Here is a 20672-nt window from a genome sequence, read left to right on the forward strand (position 1 = left end):
ACACAATTTTCAAATGATGCTATACTAAATCTAGTATGTTTAAATTACTAAGGGGGAATTATATGGCTGCTAAATCGACGAAGAGCCGTAAGAATTCAAAGAGCAGACCGAAGAAAGGTCAGCAAAATTCAGAAATCAGGGGAGAGATAATTATACTTGCCGTACTGGCTGTATGTATTTTGCTGGTTCTCAGCAATTTTGGTGTCGGAGGAATCGCAGGGGAGGCGGTATCATCCGTATTTTTTGGATTATTCGGGTTTATGGCATATCTTCTGCCTTTCGTAATCTTTGGACTGGCCGCATTTCTCATTTCGAATAAGGGGAATACACATGCCTATATTAAGATTGCAGCGGCGATTATGCTGTTTCTGTTCATCACAGCTATTCTGGAACTGATATTTAATTCTTATACACCGAGAGCATCGCTGCTTTCGTATTATACAGAGGCAAGCGAACACAGAAATGCCGGAGGACTGACAGGCGGATGTCTGGTCAGTCTGCTCTGTCCTTTGATCGGAATCATAGGAACTTATGTTGTTCTGATCATACTGTCTGTTATATGTATTATTCTCATCACAGAGAAATCTCTGCTCGCTCCGCTCGGACGGCAGAGCAGAAAAGCATATGAGGACGCTAAGAAAAAGAGGCAGGAGACAGCTGCGATCCGCGCGAAAGAAAAAGAAGAGCGGCAGAGGACAGCGAAGCCACGGGCAAAAAGTGAAAGAAAAAGAGAAGACAGACGCAGCGATCACAAGGTGTCGGGAGTTTCCTTTGCAACAACACTTGGCGGGGAAGATGATACACCGGATACGAAGAAAAGAGGAAAGAGAAAATCCCCTGATGTGTATGAACTGATCCCGGAAGATTTTGCGGATGATGAGATTCCGCAGATGGAAGAGGAGAATACTTTTGTGATCAGCCGTGCAGAACCGCAGGAATTTGTGCCAGATGAGATGGCGGATGACGGTATAGGGAATGAATCCGGACAGACCGGAGAGCTTTTCCGTCAGGAGGATACGGCGGCTGACGTTGATAAGTCTGCAAAACGCCGCAGCAGGGCAAAAGAGGCTGCTGAAGTTTCGGCTGAGACAGAAAATGTAGCGGCAATCGTAGAAAAAGAACAGGAAAAGGAGAAACCTGTCTACCATACGCCGCCGCTCAGTCTGTTGAAGCGCGGGAAAAAGAGCGGAGGAGATTCCGACAGTCATCTGCGTGCAACCGCGCTGAAGCTGGAACAGACACTGCAGAATTTCGGTGTGGGCGTCCATGTAACGAATGCAAGCTGTGGTCCGTCTGTTACCCGCTATGAACTTCAGCCTGATCAGGGAGTCAAGGTCAGCAAAATCGTAGGATTGGCAGATGACATTAAATTGAATCTTGCGGTTGCCGATCTGAGGATCGAAGCTCCTATTCCGGGAAAAGCAGCAGTCGGTATTGAAGTCCCTAACAAGGAAAATACAGCAGTAATGCTCCGCGATCTTCTTGAGTCAAAGGAATTTAAGGCAAGTACATCGCCGATCACATTCGCTGTGGGTAAAGATATTGCCGGAAAAGTAGTCGTGGCTGACATCGCCAAGATGCCGCATCTGCTCGTTGCCGGTGCTACAGGCTCCGGAAAGTCTGTATGTATCAATACACTGATCATGAGTATCATATACAAGGCAGATCCGGATTCGGTGAAACTGATCCTTGTGGATCCAAAGGTTGTTGAGCTGAGCGTATATAACGGAATCCCGCATCTGATGATCCCGGTTGTGACGGATCCTAAGAAAGCGGCAGGGGCTCTTAACTGGGCCGTGGCTGAGATGGAAAAACGTTACAAGCTCTTTGCAGAATACAATGTAAGAGACCTGAAGGGATTTAATGCAAAAGTCGAAAAAGGCGAAACCGGCGATGAAATTAAAAAGAAACTTCCGCAGATCGTTATCATCATCGATGAGCTTGCAGACCTTATGATGGTGGCACCCGGCGAAGTTGAAGGCGCGATCTGCCGACTGGCACAGCTTGCCAGAGCAGCAGGGCTGCATCTTGTCGTGGCTACGCAGAGACCTTCGGTCAATGTCATTACGGGACTGATCAAGGCAAATATGCCGTCCAGGATCGCATTTTCAGTTACGTCCGGTGTGGATTCAAGGACGATCATAGACATGAACGGCGCAGAGAAGCTGCTCGGCAAAGGGGATATGCTCTTTTATCCTGCCGGTTATCCAAAGCCGGTACGTGTTCAGGGATCCTTCGTCTCTGACAAAGAGGTACAGGATGTCGCGGATTACCTGGTCAGCAACAGCGGAAGCACTGCTTATAATGATGAACTGGAAGAACATATGAATACAAATATTCCGGTATCCGGCAGTACATCTGCCGGCGAGGGCGGGGATGATAAAGATACATATTTTATCGAAGCAGGAAAGCTCATCATAGATAAAGAAAAAGCATCTATCGGAATGCTTCAGAGAATGTTTAAAATCGGGTTCAACCGGGCTGCAAGGATCATGGATCAGCTTGCTGAGGCCGGTGTGGTGGGCCCGGAAGAAGGGACGAAACCACGTAAAGTCCTGATGTCAAAAGAGGAATTTGAGGAATATCTCGGTAACAACAGTTAACAGATAACAAATGAAAAGAGGAGGAGACAGGATGAAAACAGATATTGAGATCGCACAGGAAGCTAAACTGGAACATATCAGGGATGTGGCGGCGACAATAGGCATAGAGGAAGATGATCTTGAATTTTATGGGAAATATAAGGCGAAACTTTCCGACGACCTGTGGGAGAAGATCAAAGACAATGAGGATGGAAAGCTGGTCCTTGTGACGGCAATCAATCCGACGCCGGCAGGAGAAGGAAAGACAACGACCACGGTAGGGCTCGGACAGGCGATGGCAAAGCTGAACAAAAAAGCTTTGATCGCACTCCGCGAGCCTTCACTCGGTCCATGCTTCGGTATTAAAGGAGGGGCTGCCGGCGGCGGATATGCGCAGGTAGTACCAATGGAGGATCTGAACCTCCATTTTACAGGCGACTTTCATGCGATTACTTCTGCCAATAATCTTCTGGCAGCAATGCTTGACAATCATATCCAGCAGGGAAATGCACTCGGAATCGATCCAAGACAGGTCGTATGGAAGAGATGTCTCGATATGAATGACCGCGTGCTTCGAAATGTTGTTGTCGGTCTGGGAAATAAAATGGACGGCATGGTACGCGAGGATCATTTTGTTATCACCGTTGCCTCAGAAATTATGGCGATCCTCTGTCTGGCTGATAATCTTGCGGATCTCAAGGAACGTCTTGGAAGAATTATTGTGGCCTACAATTTCAACGGCGAGCCTGTCACTGCAGATGATCTGAAAGCGACCGGAGCCATGGCAGCGCTGTTAAAAGATGCGATCAAGCCAAATCTTATCCAGACACTGGAACATACGCCGGCGCTCGTCCACGGCGGTCCGTTTGCCAATATCGCTCACGGATGTAACAGTGTGAGAGCTACCAAGATGGCTATGAAGCTGAGTGATATTACGATCACAGAAGCAGGGTTCGGGGCAGATCTGGGAGCCGAGAAGTTCTTTGATATTAAATGCCGAATGGCAGGCCTGAAGCCGGATGCAGTAGTTCTGGTTGCAACAGTCCGTGCTTTGAAGTATAATGGAGGAGTTGCAAAGAGCGATCTGGCAGAAGAAAACCTAGATGCTCTTGCAAAAGGAATTGTCAATCTTGAAAAACATATTGAAAATATACAGAAGTACGGTGTACCTGTGATCGTAACACTGAACTCTTTTGTGACAGATACAGAGGCGGAGAATGAATATATCCGTAAGTTCTGCGAAGAGCGAGGATGTGAGTTCGAGCTCTCGGAAGTATGGGAAAAAGGCGGAGAGGGCGGCATTGCTCTTGCTCAGAAAGTACTTGAAACTCTGGACAATAAGGAAAGCAGCTTCCATCCTCTTTACAGTGATGAGCTGTCGATCCGCGAAAAAATCGAGAAGATTGCGAAAGAGATATATGGCGCTGACGGAGTTGTTTATGAGCCGGCAGCTCAGAGACAGATTGACCGGATCGAGTCTCTTGGATTTGCAAATTTCCCGGTCTGCATGGCAAAGAATCAGTATTCTCTTTCTGATGATGCTAAAAAGCTGGGAAGACCAGAAGGATTTGATATTCATATCCGTGAAGTATATGTGAGCGCCGGTGCGGGATTTGTAGTTGCTCTTACAGGCGCAGTCATGACAATGCCCGGACTGCCGAAAGTGCCGGCGGCGAACGGCATCGATGTTACAGAAGACGGTAAGATCACAGGACTGTTTTAGATAAAAGGAGAAGTCAATGTCACAGCTAATTGATGGGAAGAAGATTTCAAAACAGATCAAAGACGAGCTGAAAGAAGAGGTACTGAAGTTAAATGCCGCAGGAAAGAGTGCCTGCCTTGCAGTCGTACAGGTGGGGGACGATCCTGCATCTTCAGTCTATGTCAATAACAAGAAGAAAGCATGTGCCTATATCGGTATCCGGTCAAAGGCATATGAGCTTCCGGAGTCGACAACGGAGGAAGAACTGGTTTCTCTAGTGGAGGAACTAAACGAGGATGACGAGGTGAACGGCATCCTTGTGCAGCTGCCGCTTCCGGAACACATAGATGAGGATAAGATCATCCGGACCATTTCTCCGGAGAAAGATGTAGACGGTTTTCATCCGGTCAGTGTGGGACGTCTGTGGATCGGTGAGAAAGGATTTTTATCCTGTACACCGGCAGGGATTATTCAGCTTTTGAAGCGTTCGGGAATCGAGATCGAAGGGAAAGAGTGCGTGATAGTCGGGAGAAGTAATATAGTCGGAAAACCGATGGCGGCGCTTTTGCTCAGAGAGAACGGAACTGTGACTGTGACACATTCCCGGACAAAGAATCTGAAAGAAGTGACGAAAAGGGCGGATATACTTATCGTCGCTATAGGAAAAAGACAGTATATTACTGCTGATTATGTGAAAGAAGGCGCAGTAGTCATCGATGTGGGAATGCACAGAGACGAGAACAATCATCTCTGTGGTGATGTGGATTTTGCTGATGTGGAACCACATACATCGGCAATTACACCAGTACCTGGGGGTGTCGGACCGATGACAATTGCGATGTTGATGAATAATTGTGTGGAAACGATACGTACTCAGGAGGAAAGACCATGAGATGCAGCCATTGCGGGGCAATGATTCCGGATGATCAAATGGTCTGCCCGAGATGCGGAACTGAAGTGCAGATCGTACCGGATTACAATCCGCTGGACGACGTTCTTGCCAGAGAAGTCAAAGGCTCTGTAGAGGGCGCTACTCGTCAGATACAGACGGATGATATCAGAAGATACAGACGGGATGACAGGACAAAGAATGTCAATTCGACCAGAGTCCTGAGCCGGGAAGAAATGGACCGTATAAGGGACCAGAGAAGACGTTCCGGCAGCAGAAAGACATCAGGAAATGTCGGGCGCGGCACTGATGAACTGCAGCGAAAGCAACAGGGGACAGGTGAGCTGCGCGGGCAGAAGCGAAATACAGGGGCTATGCGTACCCAGCGACAGGATACTGCGGAACTGCGTCGTCTTCGTCAGCAGAAAAGGCTTGAAGCTGCGAAGCGTAAGAGGAGAAAACTGCTGATAACATTGTTTATACTGCTTGCTCTGATTATTGCCGGAGTTTATCTTGTATATGTGAACTCTTATACTTCTATGGTCAATAAGGGATATCAGGCAATACAGAGCGGCGACTATGATGCGGCCGAGAATTATTTTAACCGTGCCATCAGCAAGGACAGATCGCGGCCGGATGCTTATACCGGTTATGCGGAGATATACGTGGACCAGGATGATTACGAGAGCGCGGAAGATGTATTTCTTTCTGCAATAGAGACGCAGCCAACCAACGTAGAAATCTATCGTGCAGCGATTGAGTTTTATATGGAGACGGAGCAGCCGGCAAAAGTGTCTGCACTGCTCGAGGACTGTGAAGATCAGAATGTATTAAGTGCAGTTTCATCTTATCTCTCTTCGGCACCGGTATTTACACCGGAAGAAGGCACTTACAATGAAGTACAGCAAATCATGATTACTTCTGAGACAGGCGGGGATATCTATTATACGACTGACGGAACTGATCCGACAGTTGAGACTGGCACAAAATATGAAGAACCGGTTCTTATACAGACAGAGGGGAAAGTTGAGATACGGGCTATTGCAGTTAATGCAAATGGGATTCCAAGTACTGTAGCTTCAGCTACATATACAATTGAATTCCCCATTGTAAATGCGCCTGCTGTGACTCCGTCAACCGGACAGTATACAGAACCTACTCAGATAACGATAACAGTGCCGGAAGGTTATACTGCATATTACACGATGGATGGCTCAACACCGGATCCTGAGTCTTCTTCTACGGAAAAATATACAGGACCGGTCGATATGCCGGAAAATACACAGACCATTTTTAATGCGATACTCGTCAATGACCAGAATGGAAAGGCGACAGAGATGACGACAAGGAATTATATCACAACAGATTAAAGACAGACTTTGAGTGTGTTGAAAATGGTGAATATTACCCATGTATTGGTAAAAAAATTATGTATTTTTACCAATACATGGGTTGTTTTTTTATGAGATTTGATGTATAATGACTATGTTAAAAAAATAACAATAAATATCAAAGGAGATGCAGGTTATGAGCAGATTTTGTTTACCACGAGACATCTATCATGGAAAAGGATGTCTGGAAGAGCTGAAAAACTTGAAAGGGAAAAAGGCTATGCTTGTCGTGGGCGGCGGTTCCATGAAACGTCAGGGATTTCTTGACAGGGCAGTAAACTATCTGAAAGAAGCTGGCATGGAAGTAGAAGTATTTGAGGGCGTAGAACCTGATCCGTCTGTTGAGACAGTTATGAAAGGCGCTGAGGCAATGCGCGCTTTTGAGCCTGACTGGATCGTATCCATGGGCGGTGGTTCCCCGATCGATGCCGCAAAAGCTATGTGGGCATTTTACGAGTATCCGGATACATCATTTGAGGATCTCTGCACACCATTTAATTTCCCTGAGCTGAGACAGAAAGCAAAATTTGCCGCAATCCCGTCAACATCCGGAACAGCGACAGAAGTCACAGCATTTTCAGTTATTACAAACTATCAGACAGGTGTAAAATATCCTCTTGCTGACTTCAACATTACACCGGACGTTGCTATCGTAGACCCTGACCTTGTATCCGGACTTCCGGTAAAACAGGTTGCCTACACAGGGATGGACGCTCTTACACATGCGATTGAAGCATATGTATCCACACTCCACGGACCGTTCACAGATCCGCTTGCGCTGCAGGCGATTGAAATGGTGCTTGATTACCTGCCGGCATCCTATAACTGCAATATGGACGCAAGAGAACAGATGCACTACGCGCAGTGCCTTGCAGGAATGGCGTTCTCAAATGCGCTTCTTGGAATCGTTCACTCCATGGCTCACAAGACAGGCGCTGCATTTTCCACAGGACATATACCGCACGGATGTGCTAACGCGATCTACCTGCCGTATGTGATTGCATATAATGCAAAAGATCCTGTAGCGGCAGGCCGCTATGCAGAAATTGCCCGCAGAATGGGACTTGACGGAACATCAGAAAAAGCTCTTATCAACAGTCTCGTAGAAAAGATCAACGAGTTCAATGTGAAACTGAATATTCCGAAGACGTTGAAAGATTTCGGTATTAACGAAGATGAATTTAAAGAGAAAGTGTCTCACATTGCAGAGCTGGCTGTTGGAGATGCCTGCACAGGATCTAATCCACGCGCTATTGATCCGGCTGCTATGGAGAAACTTCTCACATGTACATATTATGGAACAGAGGTAGATTTCTGACATAATATGGAAAATATCCTCTGACAATTGAATAAAAATGTGATTAAACGGGTCAGCCGGAAACGGCAGGCCCGTTTTAATATGCGAATGCAGGAAATGAAAACTATTAGCAAGTATTGAAGTATTAGCCGCAAGCATGTTATAATTACTTGCCATTACGGGATTTATGGCGTATTATAGTGAAAGAGTGAATTTTCAAGGAGGAAGACCATGTATCAGATAATGAAAGCAGAAAAACTGGCCGATAAGATTTTTCTGATGGACGTGCATGCGCCACGTGTTGCGCAGCACTGTCAGCCGGGGCAGTTTGTTATTGTAAAGATGGACGAGAAGGGTGAACGTATTCCGCTTACAATCTGCGATTATGACAGAGAAGCGGGAACGATTACTATCGTTGTACAGGAAGTAGGGGCTTCTACCACTAAAATGAGCAGTCTGAAAGAAGGAGACTATTTCCGCGACTTTACAGGCCCGCTGGGATGTCCGTCTGAGTTTGTAAATGAGGATATCGATGAGCTTAAGAATAAGAAGATGCTTTTTGTCGCGGGCGGTGTCGGAGCGGCGCCGGTATATCCGCAGGTAAAGTGGCTTCATGAGCGCGGAATCAGGGCAGATGTTATTGTTGGTTCAAAGACAAAGGATATGCTGATCCTGGAAGAAGAGATGAAAGCTGTTGCAGGAAATTATTATCCATGTACAGATGACGGTACATACGGACATGCAGGTATGGTCACTACCATGGTAGAGGAACTTGTAAACAACGGGAATAAATACGATGTCTGTATTGCGATCGGTCCGATGATCATGATGAAGTTTGTCTGCCTCCTGACTAAGAAACTGGAGATCCCGACGATCGTAAGCATGAACCCGATCATGGTAGACGGGACAGGTATGTGCGGAGCGTGCCGTCTTCAGGTTGGCGATGAGATCAAATTTGCCTGCGTAGACGGACCGGAGTTTGACGGACATCTGGTAGATTTTGATCAGGCGATGAAGAGAAGCCAGACATACAAGACAGCAGAAGGCCGTGCGATGCTGAAACTTCTGGAGGGAGATACTCATCACGGCGGATGCGGACATTGCGGAGGTGACGAATAATGGCAGATGTATTAAAGAAAGTGCCTGTCAGAGAGCAGGATGCGAAGGTACGTGCGACAAACTTTGATGAAGTGTGCCTCGGTTATAATAGAGAAGAAGCCATGGAAGAAGCAGCAAGATGCCTGAACTGTAAAAACGCGAAATGCGTTGACGGATGTCCGGTGTCTATCGATATCCCGGCATTTATCCATGAAGTAAAAGAAGGTAACATTGAAGAAGCGTATAAAGTGATCGGAAAGTCCAGTGCGCTTCCGGCAATCTGCGGACGTGTCTGTCCTCAGGAGTCACAGTGCGAGGGGAAATGTATCCGCGGTATCAAAGGTGAACCTGTATCAATCGGTAAACTTGAGAGATTCGTGGCTGACTATGCGCTAGAGAATGACATCAAACCGGTGGGAGCAGAGACTAAGAACGGACATAAAGTAGCCGTGATCGGTTCGGGACCGTCCGGACTTACCTGTGCCGGTGATCTTGCAAAGAAAGGCTACGACGTGACAGTGTTCGAGGCTCTTCATGAACTGGGCGGCGTGCTTGTATACGGTATTCCGGAGTTCCGTCTTCCGAAAGAGAAAGTCGTGGCGAAAGAGATCGAGAAAGTTAAAGAGCTCGGCGTAAAATTTGAGACAAACGTAGTTATCGGAAAATCCACTACCATCGACCAGCTTATGGAAGACGAGGGATTTGAGGCAGTATTCATCGGTTCGGGCGCAGGCCTTCCGATGTTCATGGGAATCCCGGGTGAGAACTCAAACGGTGTATTCTCTGCCAACGAGTACCTGACAAGAAGTAATCTGATGAAAGCATTCGATGATTCCTACGATACACCGATCATCGCAGGGAAGAAAGTAGCAGTTGTGGGCGGCGGAAATGTTGCCATGGACGCGGCAAGGACAGCTCTCAGACTCGGTGCAGACGTACATATCATATACAGAAGAAGTGAAGCAGAACTTCCGGCCAGAGTAGAAGAAGTTCATCATGCGAAGGAAGAAGGCGTTGTCTTCAACCTGCTGACAAACCCGAAGAAGATCAATGTAGACGAGAACGGAAACATCTCAAGTGTTACAGTAATCAAGATGGAGCTCGGCGAGCCTGATGCATCCGGAAGAAGACGCCCGGTGGAAATCCCGGGTTCCGAGTATGATATTCAGGTTGACACAGTGATCATGGCTCTCGGAACTTCTCCGAACCCGCTGATCTCATCCACGACCAAAGGTCTGGAGACAAACCGCAGAAAATGTATCGTTGCCGATGAAGACAATGGACAGACTTCAAAAGAAGGCGTATTCGCCGGCGGTGATGCAGTAACCGGTGCGGCTACGGTAATCCTGGCAATGGGCGCCGGAAAAGCCGGAGCAAAAGGTATTGATGAATATCTGAAGAGCAAAGAGAACTAAAAGTTTCATCAGTATAGTAAAAAATGATTCAAATTAAAAGAGGTTTTCTGTCTGGAAACGGACAGAAAACCTCTTTTTAAGAAGTGATGCAGGAGAATATAGCAGGATGACGGAAGAAATCAGAAATAAGCTCTATGAGCTGTCAGAAGAAAAATACAGAGAATTCAATCAGAAACTTCTCCCGGGAGTGGAACATGTCCTTGGAGTTCGTCTGCCCATATTGCGAAAACTGGCTAAAGAGATAGCAAAAGACGATTTCCGCGTCTATCTTGCCGAAGCACAAGCGCAGATTACCAGGGACTCGATACATGAAGAAATCATGGTGCAGGGGCTTGTTATCGGATATGCGAAGATGGAGCAGGAAGAGTACCGGAAATGTCTTGACGAGTTCGTTCCTAAGATAACAAACTGGTCCGTCTGTGACAGCTGTGTCACTGGCTTCAAATTCATGAGAAAAGCCCCGGATTACTGGTTTGATTATCTGAAGACATACAGAGACAGTAAAGAAGAATTTGAGATACGATTTATGGTCGTCGCAATGATGAATCATTTCGTAGACGAGGAGCATATCGAAGAGATCCTGAGCATCTGCAACGAGATCCGGCATGAGGGATACTATGCAAAGATGGCCGTGGCGTGGGCGCTTCAGGTATGCTATGTAAAATTTCCGGAGAAAACAAGACAGCTGCTTGAAAATAACAGCATGGATGATTTTACTCATAACAAGGCAATACAAAAGATACGGGAGTCGTATCAGGTGAGCCGGGAAGAAAAAGAAGAACTGGGGAGGCTGAAGCGGATTCATGTTTGTTGAAGAAATAACGCTACTTGAGAAAACGCAGAAAATCAAGCGGATACGTGAGTTATTCCACTGTATCCGCTTGATTTTCGGACGCTTTATCATAGGATGTCACTCTGACAAACACGAATTCTATTGATAAATCCCATTGACAGTCACGTCAAAGACTGCTTCTTTCCCGTTCAGTTCTTCATTGCCGTAATCTTCCGGGAAGGTGACGGTTACTTCTACCTCGTCGCCCGGATGAGCGCCGATGAGCTGCTCTTCAAAGTCATCGATATATCTGCCGGAACCGATCACGAGATCTGTTCCCTGGCCCTGTGTATTCCCGCCGTTGAACTCGACGCCGTCAATAGAACCGACATAATCAATATTTACGGTATCTCCGTCTTCAATAGTGAGAGAGGTATCTGTAGAGTAAGATGTAGTATCTGCATTATCACTGTTGTCACCGGTGTCGGAAGTGTCTTCTGCATTGTTTTCTGTGCCGGAATCGGATTCGGTTGTTGTGTTGTCCGAACCGGAACCGCTGTCGGAAGAATCGGAAGTCATAATGATAGCAATGATCAGTGCGATAACCGCGATCAGTGGAAGCACGATTACGATGATCTTGCTTATTTTGCGTTTCAGTTCTTTTTTTCGACGCTCCTTTGCACGTCGTTCCTGTGCCATTTTTCTGTTTTCTTTCTTCATGGTACATTTTTCCTCATTTCTGCCAAATATACTGAGTACGTCTTTGGATGGCGATGTTATATGGTGTTACCGCGCCATTAGTAAAGCTGTACTGGTGATATATTATAATGATAAAATATGACTAATTTGTGATTTTTTTTGCAAAAATACATGATATACTATAGCTATCGTCTGCGTGTTGTGATAAAGTATCAAATCAGGCAGATACGAAAAACGAATCTTTGGAAAAAGACTGGGGAGCGTTATTATGACAATGGACAACAGATATTCAGACGGAGCACAGTTTCTAAAAGATGTAACCGTTAAAATAGAGAACAGACTGGATGAGATCAGACAAGATCTGGATGAAGGTAAAAAAGAGATAGAAAATATGCATGAGTACTACTGGGAAAACTATACAGAGATGGACCAGTATGGTTATGAAGAATACGATAACCGGCAGGCTCTGCTCCAGCAGACAAATGCAAATACTGAGAAGCTTAAACAGAAACATCGTTTTGAGAAGATGAAAGACTCGCCCTTTTTCGGGAGAGTGGATTTTATATTTGAGGGAGAGTATGATCCGGAACCTTTCTATATCGGCATCGGAAATTTTGCTGAAAGGACAGGGATGACTCCGCTGATTTACGACTGGAGAGCACCGGTGAGTGGTCTTTTCTATGATTATGATAAAGGACCGGCATCCTATGAGGCTCCGGCAGGAACCATTGCAGGAGAGATAAGCTCAAAATGGCAGTATAAGATCCGTGACGGCAAAATGATCTATGCCTTTGAGAGTGATACGAAGATCGATGATGAGATACTGAAGCAGGAGCTGGGAAATAACGGCGATGTAAAGCTCAAAAATATTGTACGGACAATACAGAAAGAGCAGAATGCGATCATCCGCAATACAGAGGATAAGATTCTGGTGATCCAGGGAGGCGCCGGAAGCGGCAAGACTTCTATTGCGCTGCACCGGATCGCATATCTTCTGTATCATGACTGGAAGAACTTGAAATCATCCAATGTGCTGATTTTGTCGCCCAACAGTGTGTTTGCGGATTATATATCACATATCCTTCCCGAACTGGGAGAAGAGAATATTCAGGAGATGAGTTTTGATCTGTTTGCATACCGGGAGTTAAAAGATACGGCGGCAGACTGTGAGGATAAATATGACCATCTGGAACGCATTATGAAATTCCCGAGTGATCGTGAGAAAGAGCGGTTCCGCATGAAACAGTCGGAAGACTTTGTGGGGCTGATCGAGGGCTTTCTGGCGACACTTGAGGACAGACTGATCGATTTTAAAGAGATCAGTTTCCGGGGAATGAAAATGTCGGAAGAGGAACTGATCCGTATGTTCTACTTTAAATTCCAGGACACTCCGCTGCTCGCAAGGATGAATGCGGTCAAGGACTACTTTATAGATGCTTATGAGACTCTCAAAGGCAGTGACATTTCCGACGATGACAGAGAACTGCTGAACAGTAAATTTGACAGCATGTATGTGACAAAAGATATTTATACCATTTATAACTGGATGCTTGAAGACTACGGATATGATCAGCTTTCTGATGTGCCGTATGAGAGGAGAAAGATCCAGTATGAGGATGTATACCCTGTCCTTTATCTGAAATACAGGCTCCTCGGAAAAAGCTCGCAGAAAAATATCAAACATCTGGTGATCGATGAGATGCAGGACTATTCATATATGCAGTATGTTATCCTGGAAAATCTGTTTCAGTGCAGAATGACTATACTCGGGGATTATGCACAGACGCTGGATACAAAACAGCAGGATGTGTTGAAATTCCTGCCGAAGATTTTTGGAAAAGATATACGGAAAGTCATACTGAACAAAAGCTACCGAAATACTTATGAGATCGCACAGTATGCGGCGCAGATCAGCGGTATTACCGGGCTGGAACTTCTGGAGCGTCATGGCAGGCCGGTGGACGTCCGTAAATTCGATACAGAAGACGAGATGCTCGATGCGATCGTATCGAATGTGAATTTTGGAAAAGACGGATATGAGACGGGCGCTGTTATCACGATGACAGAGGATGAAGCTTACGATCTTTATCGTCTGCTGAAAAAGCGCGGTGTGGATGCGGCATATGTGGACCGCGACAGCTCTGCGTTCAAGCGGGGACTTACAGTGACTACATTTTACCTGGCGAAAGGACTGGAATTCGATCAGGTATTTACGATACGAGGAGCGAAGGAAAACCCGCTTGCAGATCAGGCGGAGTATATCAGTGCCACAAGGGCACTTCAGGAGTTGTACGTGTACGAGACAGGCTCAGATTCCAAAGCCTGAATATAAGAAGACCAGAACAAGTATAAACTGCTTCCTGTGGGAAATGTTATAGTTAAAAAGACACAGAAGCAGCTGTGATCGGCGGCGGTATGGCAGGCATACTGACTGCATGGCGGCTTCAAAAGGCAGGAATCCGTGCTGTTGTCCTCGAGGCTGATCAGATTGGCGGAGGACAGACTAAGAATACCACGGCAAAGATCAACTCTCAGCATGGTCTTTTCTGTCATGAATTTATAGAGAAAAAGGGAGTAGAAACGGCAGAGAAATACCTGCAGGCGAATCAGCATGCAGTGGAGGAGTATAAAAGGATTATACGCGAAGAGGATATCGACTGTAATCTGACAGAGGCGGACGCATATGTCTACTCTTCTGACGGTGAGAGGCTAAGGAGGGAGGCAGATGCAGCGCAGAGTACGGGAAGATATCGCCTGTCATGCGGAGTACACGCTGATGTACGGGAATCGCGTGCTGCTGCATACAGTGACGAACAGTGCCGCGGCGGAGTATGACACAAAAGAGGAGAAAAATGAAAATAACAGTTATCACAGTAGGAAAGATAAAAGAAAAATATTTAAGAGACGCTATCGCCGAATACGGCAAGCGGCTGAGCCGCTACTGTAAACTGGAGGTCATCGAAGTCGCGGATGAAAAGACTCCGGATCAGGCAAGTGAAACAGTAGAAGACAATATCCGCGCAAAAGAGGGCGAGCGTCTGATGAAACATATCAGGGATGATATGTATGTGATCACACTGGAGATCGGCGGAAAGATGCTCTCATCAGAAGAATTTGCAGAGAAGATAGAGACACTGGGCGTACAGGGGAAAAGCAGTATTGCCTTTGTGATCGGCGGCTCGATCGGTCTGGGGAAAGAGGTGCTAAAAAGGTCGGATTTTGCGCTCAGTTTCTCGAAGATGACATTTCCACATCAGTTGATGAGGGTGATATTGCTGGAGCAGGTGTATCGGGCGTATCGGATTATGAATGGAGAACCATATCACAAATAAATGCGGTTTTTTCGCATTTGGGTGTGAAGTAATAAATCATATAAAACGTTTGGAAAGAGAGCGAACAGATGATGTTCCGTTCTCTTTTTGCATGGGCAAGAAACAAAATGACAGGGAAATATTTAGTGTGATATAATAGGCTAAAATAGCTTGACAACTTGCTGTCAATGAAGGAGAAAAAACATATGATTTTATATCATGGAAGCAATGTTATAGTCCAGGAACCGCAGATTTTGGAAAATGGTTTTTACAAAGATTTCGGCTACGGATTTTACTGTACAATTATAGAAAAGCAGGCAAAACGTTGGGCTTTAACAAAACGCAGAAAGCATATTGTTAATTTTTATGAGTATTCACCTGATAAGAATCTGAACATTAAAAATTTTAGTGAGATGACAGAGGAGTGGCTGCAGTTTGTTGTAAACTGCCGGCTTGGTTTAAAACATGATTATGATGTTGTCGAGGGCCCGATGGCGGATGATACAATCTGGGATTATGTTGAGGACTATATGGCAGAACGAATTTCGAAAGAGGCGTTCTGGGAACTGGTTAAGTTTAAGTATCCGACACATCAGATTGTATTCTGTACAGAGAAGGCATTACAGACTATCAAATTTGAAGGGAGTTATTCGCTATGACAAACAAATTTTTCCCGGAAGAGCAGGTGACCGAGAACGATCTTTATTTTCTATGTTATATGGTGGAGCGGGTGGCAAGAAAATTACATCAAAAGAATAAATATGTTGTAAATTCTATACCAAAAGATGAGTGGGTGCGTCTGATCAGTCTGGCTAATGTACTCCACTGTGAGAATCCTCTGAAAATTGAAGATGAATGGATTGAAGAGTATAGGTTGGAAAAAGGAAATTTTGATATAACGGATGTGGATTTAGAACTTGTAGACGAGATTCCGTCAGAAACACAAATGGGCAAGGTGTATACAAGGCTGATTTTGTCAACGTTACAGCCGGAGGAAGATTATATCAATGGAATGATTCGAGTATACAATGATGAAATATGCGATACGATTGATAATTACAATAGCAGCGCATATTATGAACCGTCTTATGTAATAACAAGAGCTTATAATAATGGAGGTTTTTAAAAAGAAGATAACCGCATTTGGATATGTTATGGAGAGCCGTATCATAAGTGGGTGAGGTTTTTTCGCATTTTATTGTGATATGGTGTGAAGTCATGAATCATGTAAAGTATTTGGAAAGGGAGTGGACAGATGATGTTCCGCTCTCTTTTCGTATGGGTAAGAAAGACAATGACAGGGAAATAAACGAATGGTATAATGAAGTAAAACTAGGTCGACAGATTGGAATTTGCGGAGGGGATATTGTATGTTGGATAGTAAAAGGATAAAGGAAATAATGTTTGCGTTAGGTGCAGATTTGTGTGGTATAGCAAGTATAGATAGGTTTGATAATGCACCGAAAGGCTATCATCCTTTAGATGCACTTCCGACTTGCAAATCGGTAATTTCTTTTGGTTGCAGATTTCCAGTAGGAACACTTAATTGCAAGTCTAATATTCCATATACAAGGATAAGAAATTCTATCACGTCAAAAATGGATGCGATAGTTCTAGATTTTTGTATTGAAATGGAAAAGAACCAGATAGTATGTGTTCCTATTCCTACAAATGAAAGCCAATGGGATAAAAATACTAACAGATGGCGTTCTATTGTTTCGCAAAAACATATAGCTCAAGCGGCGGGCTTGGGAACAATAGGGAGGCATTCTTTGTTAATAACGCCAGAGTTTGGAAGTATGGTCTGGTTAGGAGCAGTGTTATGCGAACAGAATCTTGAGCCTGATAAAATGAAAGAACCTCTTTGTAATAATTGTAACTTATGTGTTGATATTTGTCCTGTAAATGCTTTAGAAAATCCAGAAATAAAACAGCAATCCTGTTGGGATTTTGCATTTGGAGATGATGAAGAAGAGAAGGTTTGGAGAATAGCTTGTCATAAGTGTAGAGATATTTGTCCGTATAATCTAGGCAGTCAAAATTCGATTTTAAGGAAGAATAACTAAAGAAAATTTATCGAGGAGTTGAGCGGTGCAAAATTGGAATTTACGGAGGTAAACTGTTTGGAAGAGATAATCCTAAATTATATAGATATGTCAGAAGAGCAAAAATAAACGCTTTAAAGAATTTGAAAAATATTGGTTTTTATCCGGCATATGGCACAGAACTGACAATGAAAAAAATAATGGATAAATCCGTCGTCAATAAAATGCCGCAATTCTATTTTGTTTTTAGAAAGGAACAGTTAATAGGGTATCTGTTTATCATTGGAGATACGCAAAAATACAGACCTTTTCCGTGGTTGGCCATTAGCAATGTGGATGAACTCCCGATGAGAATTACAAGACCCTTGATGAAAATACATATTAAAGCATGGGAAAAGATGAATGATGCAACTATGGCAGATTATCTTCGTAGACAGCTAATAGATTATGAACATGGAGTGGGACAACGTCCTGAAAATCTATGCAGATAACTCCTAAGTTATAGAAATAGAAAAATTGGAATTGGTAAGGGAGATGACTTTGTGAAAAAATTAAGTGAAGATGCTGAAAAAATAATGTCGGAACGATTTGGAAAAGATACCATTATTGCATTGGCAACAGTAGAAAATGAGGTGCCTTTTGTACGTTATGTAAATGCGTATTATGAGAATGGTGCATTTTATATTATTACATATGCACTTTCAAATAAAATGAGGCATATGGAAAGCAACTCTACTGTTGCAATAGCTGGTGAATGGTTCACGGCACATGGAAAGAGTATCAATTTGGGATATTTCGGGAAAGAGGAAAATTACTGGATTGCCGAGAAATTGAAAAATGTATTTTCTGAGTGGATCGACAATGGACATAATAATTTTGATGATGAGAATACTATAATTTTATGTGTAGAATTAACCGATGGACTGTTACTTTCACATGGAACAAAGTACGAGTTTTAGTTTTCAGTTTCCGGTTTGTATGGCAGATCCTAATTGAAAATATTCTTAATAGGATATAATAGTAGCGTATAAGAAGCAGGGAGGAATGATGATATGATGTATCCATTTATGACATTGAATGATGAGACAGAAATTGTTCATTCTGATATGCAGAATGATGGAAGAGTAAAAGTGTATATTGAGAGACCAGATGAAAAATATGGATTTAAACATGCTGCATGTTGGCTCCCCGATTACACATGGGAAGATATTTACCATTTTTCAGAAGAAGAGATTAAGCAATTCGAAGAGATAATAAGGTCAACGGCACATCTTATTATCGAATTCTCTCAGGAAGGGGGCTTTGAGAATGCCTCAAATCTTTAGAATGGGAGAATACTGGATTTATTTCTGGACAAATGAGAATAAACCTGTTGAACCGATCCACGTACATATCGCAAAAGGAAAGCCATCTGAAAATGCGACAAAGGTATGGATTACCAGTGCGGGGAAATGTCTGCTCTGCAATAATAATTCAAGAATACCTTTTTTGAAATGCATATCGGTGTGGTCGAATACTTTTGATCCCAGTTCTGTTTTCTTGCAGCTGGTTCGACTAAAAAGGCTGTCATCAACAATGAACACATTTTTCCTGCTATCGTCCGTTAGATCTTTGAGATCATTATTGACGATATCAGCAGCCAGAAGAGAAGTAAAACGGAGCCAGTTTGTTTTTGCCGAATTTAGGAACCGATAAAAAGTGTTCTTTGAAAAATCTTCCTTAAAAGAGCCAGTTCGTTGCTGCATATACATGCTTCTTCCGACAAAAATGTTGCTGAGCTTGTAGCGGAGCAGAGAAACAGGTGAAACACCTTTTTCTTTCATCCCATTGCATTTGGCGAGAAGCTTGCCGACATGATGCTTGGAAAAAAATCTCTGAACACAATCAATTAACTCGTTCTCATCGCAATAGTTTTGTGGTATACTGGACATGGCATAAATCTCCTTTGTATAGATGGTTTTTCGTCAATTCCATTATACCAAACGGGACAGGTTTATGCCTTTTTTATTGGCTGAAATATTGAATTTTCAAGGTTCAACACACCGTATTGGTGTGGGAAGTTTTAGTTACTGATAATTTACCGATTGTGTCAAGCCGATGCTTTGACGGCTTGACACAAAGATAGAATGGGGCTGCAGATTGTCATCCAAAACGGCCACCTGTGCCATATTATCCGGCCAGCGTGAGTCATATTATCCGGCCGGCCATTAACCATTATTCCACGGTACTCTTGACATGAGCCTCCATCACACATGATATTCTGGCAAAGCCGGCAAACCAGCACCACAGGCGGATTTGCCAAGGCAGAGAGCCTATCATGTGCTACTCATGTAAAGAGCCTTTCGCGGCATAACGGTTAATGGCCGGGGATGTCCCGGTCTGGCCGGATAATATGGCCCTGATGACCGTTAAAGGTGGCTGTCTGCAGGGGCTTGTACTAGAATTTATTTTGGAATGTTATTTAGAAGGAACAGGGATAAAGTGCTGAAAGCAGAAAGGAGAAAGGAGCGGATCAAGCAGATTTTTTAGGCATCGATATAGTTCAAGATATAGGAGAATCTCTTATAGCAGATGATATTTAATCCACACGTACTATATTTATAAAAAGATAATGGATTATGCAATACACTGGAAGATAAGAGTATGACCATACTATGGGAAAAAAGGGTTGGAACGTTGCATAATTAATTCCAAGAGCAGTTTCCTGAAGGGATTAAAAATATCTATTGAAAAGGAATAAATTAACGGGCGCGAAAAATTAATCAAGTCGAAAGAACTAAAAGACGGTGGCTCCCGGAAAAAATCATTTTGTAGTAGAGAAACAGGAACGATTAAGAAGCAAATTGCTTTCACGAAGAGGAAAGGGAAAACAGATGGAAAAAAAAGAAGTTCAGAAATTTATAAAGAATAAAATGAAAGAATTGGGCTTTCGCTCACGTGGAAATGGACTTTATAAAATATTAGATGATAATTATCTGATTGGAATATATATGGATCATCATTCATATTGTAAAGGATATTATATTGAATATGGAGTTATTTATCTTCCGGATGACGAGAAAATGCCTTTCCGAGGGGATTTTGACTGGAGTAGTAGATTCTTTTTTACAACCGATCCTGAAGATGATCTTTCAAAATATCACTTTGACGTTGATGAAATAGATGAAGATTCTTATGAGAATATAACTGTATATTTCGAATATGATGTTTTTACTTTAGAAGAATTAGATGCACAACTGGATTTAAACATTAAAAAACTTCTGCCAGCTTTATTGGACAAAAACTTTGTCTTGGAATTTTACAAAAAAGAATTGTCAGCTTTTACTACACTTTCGACAAAAGCACAAATTAAGTTGATAAAACTGGGAAATTATAATCTGGATATAGTGAATAAAGAAAGATCAAGACGAGGACTGAGTCCGTTGGTTATAGAGTGAAAGATTGTTAATTGGTTTGGTTCAAATGTTGTGT

Annotated in this window: 18 protein-coding genes and 3 pseudogenes; 19 read left to right on the top strand and 2 right to left on the bottom strand. The window is 43.7% G+C overall.

The features are described from left to right. Positions 1–62: 62 nt before the first annotated feature. From FNY66_RS02375 to FNY66_RS02410, 8 genes are all read left to right on the top strand, one after another. Positions 63–2603, top strand: coding sequence for an FtsK/SpoIIIE family DNA translocase (locus FNY66_RS02375; RefSeq protein WP_087152271.1), 2541 nt, complete (start codon positions 63–65; stop codon positions 2601–2603). Positions 2604–2634: 31 nt separating this feature from the next. Continuing rightward, positions 2635–4305 carry a formate--tetrahydrofolate ligase gene (locus FNY66_RS02380; protein WP_150310178.1) on the top strand — a complete coding sequence of 557 codons (1671 nt, stop codon included), beginning with the start codon at positions 2635–2637 and terminating at the stop codon, positions 4303–4305. A 16-nt stretch (positions 4306–4321) separates the two neighbouring features. After that, positions 4322–5176 carry a bifunctional methylenetetrahydrofolate dehydrogenase/methenyltetrahydrofolate cyclohydrolase FolD gene (gene folD, locus FNY66_RS02385; protein ID WP_087152273.1) on the top strand — a complete coding sequence of 285 codons (855 nt, stop codon included), beginning with the start codon at positions 4322–4324 and terminating at the stop codon, positions 5174–5176. Further along, positions 5173–6543: a chitobiase/beta-hexosaminidase C-terminal domain-containing protein gene (locus FNY66_RS02390; protein ID WP_087152274.1), complete on the top strand. Its 1371-nt coding sequence runs from the start codon at positions 5173–5175 to the stop codon at positions 6541–6543. The genes folD and FNY66_RS02390 overlap by 4 nt, the downstream gene beginning before the upstream one ends. A 157-nt stretch (positions 6544–6700) precedes the next feature. Continuing rightward, entirely contained in the window at positions 6701–7882 is a 1182-nt protein-coding gene (locus tag FNY66_RS02395) for an iron-containing alcohol dehydrogenase (protein ID WP_087152275.1), read from the top strand. A gap of 210 nt (positions 7883–8092) precedes the next feature. After that, complete coding sequence (locus FNY66_RS02400) at positions 8093–8980, top strand: sulfide/dihydroorotate dehydrogenase-like FAD/NAD-binding protein (protein ID WP_087152276.1); 888 nt, start codon at positions 8093–8095, stop codon at positions 8978–8980. Beyond that, positions 8980–10374, top strand: a complete 1395-nt coding sequence (gltA, locus tag FNY66_RS02405) for an NADPH-dependent glutamate synthase (RefSeq protein ID WP_150310179.1) — start codon at positions 8980–8982, stop codon at positions 10372–10374. Before FNY66_RS02400 ends, gltA begins: the two co-directional genes overlap by 1 nt. Positions 10375–10480: 106 nt before the next feature. Beyond that, positions 10481–11188, top strand: a complete 708-nt coding sequence (locus FNY66_RS02410; RefSeq protein WP_150310180.1) for a DNA alkylation repair protein — start codon at positions 10481–10483, stop codon at positions 11186–11188. A gap of 117 nt (positions 11189–11305) precedes the next feature. On the opposite strand, the gene FNY66_RS02415 is transcribed toward FNY66_RS02410, so the two are convergent. Continuing rightward, positions 11306–11866 carry an FKBP-type peptidyl-prolyl cis-trans isomerase gene (locus FNY66_RS02415; protein WP_087152578.1) on the bottom strand — a complete coding sequence of 187 codons (561 nt, stop codon included), beginning with the start codon at positions 11864–11866 and terminating at the stop codon, positions 11306–11308. Positions 11867–12113: 247 nt separating this feature from the next. On the opposite strand from FNY66_RS02415, the gene FNY66_RS02420 reads away from it, so the two are divergent. From FNY66_RS02420 to FNY66_RS16255, 10 genes and pseudogenes are all read left to right on the top strand, one after another. Next, entirely contained in the window at positions 12114–14171 is a 2058-nt protein-coding gene (locus tag FNY66_RS02420) for a HelD family protein (RefSeq protein WP_150310181.1), read from the top strand. Positions 14172–14242: 71 nt separating this feature from the next. Next, positions 14243–14680: pseudogene (locus FNY66_RS02425) on the top strand (NAD(P)/FAD-dependent oxidoreductase); the annotation flags it as partial. A 17-nt stretch (positions 14681–14697) separates the two neighbouring features. Further along, positions 14698–15177, top strand: coding sequence for a 23S rRNA (pseudouridine(1915)-N(3))-methyltransferase RlmH (gene rlmH, locus FNY66_RS02430; RefSeq protein WP_150310183.1), 480 nt, complete (start codon positions 14698–14700; stop codon positions 15175–15177). Positions 15178–15362: 185 nt separating this feature from the next. After that, positions 15363–15815 carry a DUF3990 domain-containing protein gene (locus tag FNY66_RS02435; RefSeq protein ID WP_087152574.1) on the top strand — a complete coding sequence of 151 codons (453 nt, stop codon included), beginning with the start codon at positions 15363–15365 and terminating at the stop codon, positions 15813–15815. After that, the gene (locus FNY66_RS02440) at positions 15812–16282 is read left to right on the top strand and encodes a hypothetical protein (protein WP_087152573.1); all 471 of its coding nucleotides are present in this window, start codon (positions 15812–15814) and stop codon (positions 16280–16282) included. Before FNY66_RS02435 ends, FNY66_RS02440 begins: the two co-directional genes overlap by 4 nt. A 244-nt stretch (positions 16283–16526) precedes the next feature. Then, positions 16527–17222, top strand: coding sequence for a 4Fe-4S binding protein (locus tag FNY66_RS02445; protein WP_229409422.1), 696 nt, complete (start codon positions 16527–16529; stop codon positions 17220–17222). Positions 17223–17389: 167 nt separating this feature from the next. Next, a complete protein-coding gene (locus FNY66_RS02450; RefSeq protein ID WP_229409423.1) occupies positions 17390–17692 on the top strand; it encodes a hypothetical protein in 303 nt (100 codons plus the stop codon). A gap of 51 nt (positions 17693–17743) precedes the next feature. Then, positions 17744–18160 (top strand): pyridoxamine 5'-phosphate oxidase family protein, encoded by a 417-nt coding sequence (locus tag FNY66_RS02455; protein WP_150310184.1) that lies wholly within the window; start codon positions 17744–17746, stop codon positions 18158–18160. Between the two features lie 93 nt (positions 18161–18253). Further along, positions 18254–18526 (top strand): hypothetical protein, encoded by a 273-nt coding sequence (locus tag FNY66_RS02460; protein WP_087152317.1) that lies wholly within the window; start codon positions 18254–18256, stop codon positions 18524–18526. Between the two features lies 1 nt (position 18527). Next, positions 18528–18629: pseudogene (locus tag FNY66_RS16255) on the top strand (DUF4160 domain-containing protein); the annotation flags it as partial. A gap of 53 nt (positions 18630–18682) precedes the next feature. Here FNY66_RS16255 and FNY66_RS16260 read toward each other — a convergent pair. Continuing rightward, positions 18683–19132: pseudogene (locus FNY66_RS16260) on the bottom strand (IS4 family transposase); the annotation flags it as partial. A gap of 942 nt (positions 19133–20074) precedes the next feature. On the opposite strand from FNY66_RS16260, the gene FNY66_RS02470 reads away from it, so the two are divergent. Then, positions 20075–20638 (top strand): hypothetical protein, encoded by a 564-nt coding sequence (locus FNY66_RS02470; RefSeq protein WP_150310185.1) that lies wholly within the window; start codon positions 20075–20077, stop codon positions 20636–20638. Positions 20639–20672: the final 34 nt, after the last annotated feature.

The sequence above is a fragment of the Mediterraneibacter catenae genome, assembly GCF_008691045.1.
In the GTDB taxonomy this organism is placed as follows: Bacteria; Bacillota; Clostridia; order Lachnospirales; family Lachnospiraceae; genus Mediterraneibacter; species Mediterraneibacter ornithocaccae.

Excerpts from the sequence above, each read along its gene's own strand:
- FNY66_RS02380 (WP_150310178.1), top strand. The coding sequence starts at position 2,635 with ATGAAAACAGATATTGAGATCGCACAGGAAGCTAAACTGGAACATATC.
- FNY66_RS02450 (WP_229409423.1), top strand. The coding sequence starts at position 17,390 with ATGAAAAAAATAATGGATAAATCCGTCGTCAATAAAATGCCGCAATTC.
- FNY66_RS02435 (WP_087152574.1), top strand. The coding sequence starts at position 15,363 with ATGATTTTATATCATGGAAGCAATGTTATAGTCCAGGAACCGCAGATT.
- FNY66_RS02470 (WP_150310185.1), top strand. The coding sequence starts at position 20,075 with ATGGAAAAAAAAGAAGTTCAGAAATTTATAAAGAATAAAATGAAAGAA.
- FNY66_RS02400 (WP_087152276.1), top strand. The coding sequence starts at position 8,093 with ATGTATCAGATAATGAAAGCAGAAAAACTGGCCGATAAGATTTTTCTG.
- FNY66_RS02440 (WP_087152573.1), top strand. The coding sequence starts at position 15,812 with ATGACAAACAAATTTTTCCCGGAAGAGCAGGTGACCGAGAACGATCTT.
- folD (WP_087152273.1), top strand. The coding sequence starts at position 4,322 with ATGTCACAGCTAATTGATGGGAAGAAGATTTCAAAACAGATCAAAGAC.
- FNY66_RS02460 (WP_087152317.1), top strand. The coding sequence starts at position 18,254 with ATGATGTATCCATTTATGACATTGAATGATGAGACAGAAATTGTTCAT.
- FNY66_RS02395 (WP_087152275.1), top strand. The coding sequence starts at position 6,701 with ATGAGCAGATTTTGTTTACCACGAGACATCTATCATGGAAAAGGATGT.
- gltA (WP_150310179.1), top strand. The coding sequence starts at position 8,980 with ATGGCAGATGTATTAAAGAAAGTGCCTGTCAGAGAGCAGGATGCGAAG.
- FNY66_RS02415 (WP_087152578.1), bottom strand. The coding sequence starts at position 11,866 with ATGAAGAAAGAAAACAGAAAAATGGCACAGGAACGACGTGCAAAGGAG.
- rlmH (WP_150310183.1), top strand. The coding sequence starts at position 14,698 with ATGAAAATAACAGTTATCACAGTAGGAAAGATAAAAGAAAAATATTTA.
- FNY66_RS02420 (WP_150310181.1), top strand. The coding sequence starts at position 12,114 with ATGACAATGGACAACAGATATTCAGACGGAGCACAGTTTCTAAAAGAT.
- FNY66_RS02390 (WP_087152274.1), top strand. The coding sequence starts at position 5,173 with ATGAGATGCAGCCATTGCGGGGCAATGATTCCGGATGATCAAATGGTC.
- FNY66_RS02445 (WP_229409422.1), top strand. The coding sequence starts at position 16,527 with ATGTTGGATAGTAAAAGGATAAAGGAAATAATGTTTGCGTTAGGTGCA.
- FNY66_RS02375 (WP_087152271.1), top strand. The coding sequence starts at position 63 with ATGGCTGCTAAATCGACGAAGAGCCGTAAGAATTCAAAGAGCAGACCG.
- FNY66_RS02410 (WP_150310180.1), top strand. The coding sequence starts at position 10,481 with ATGACGGAAGAAATCAGAAATAAGCTCTATGAGCTGTCAGAAGAAAAA.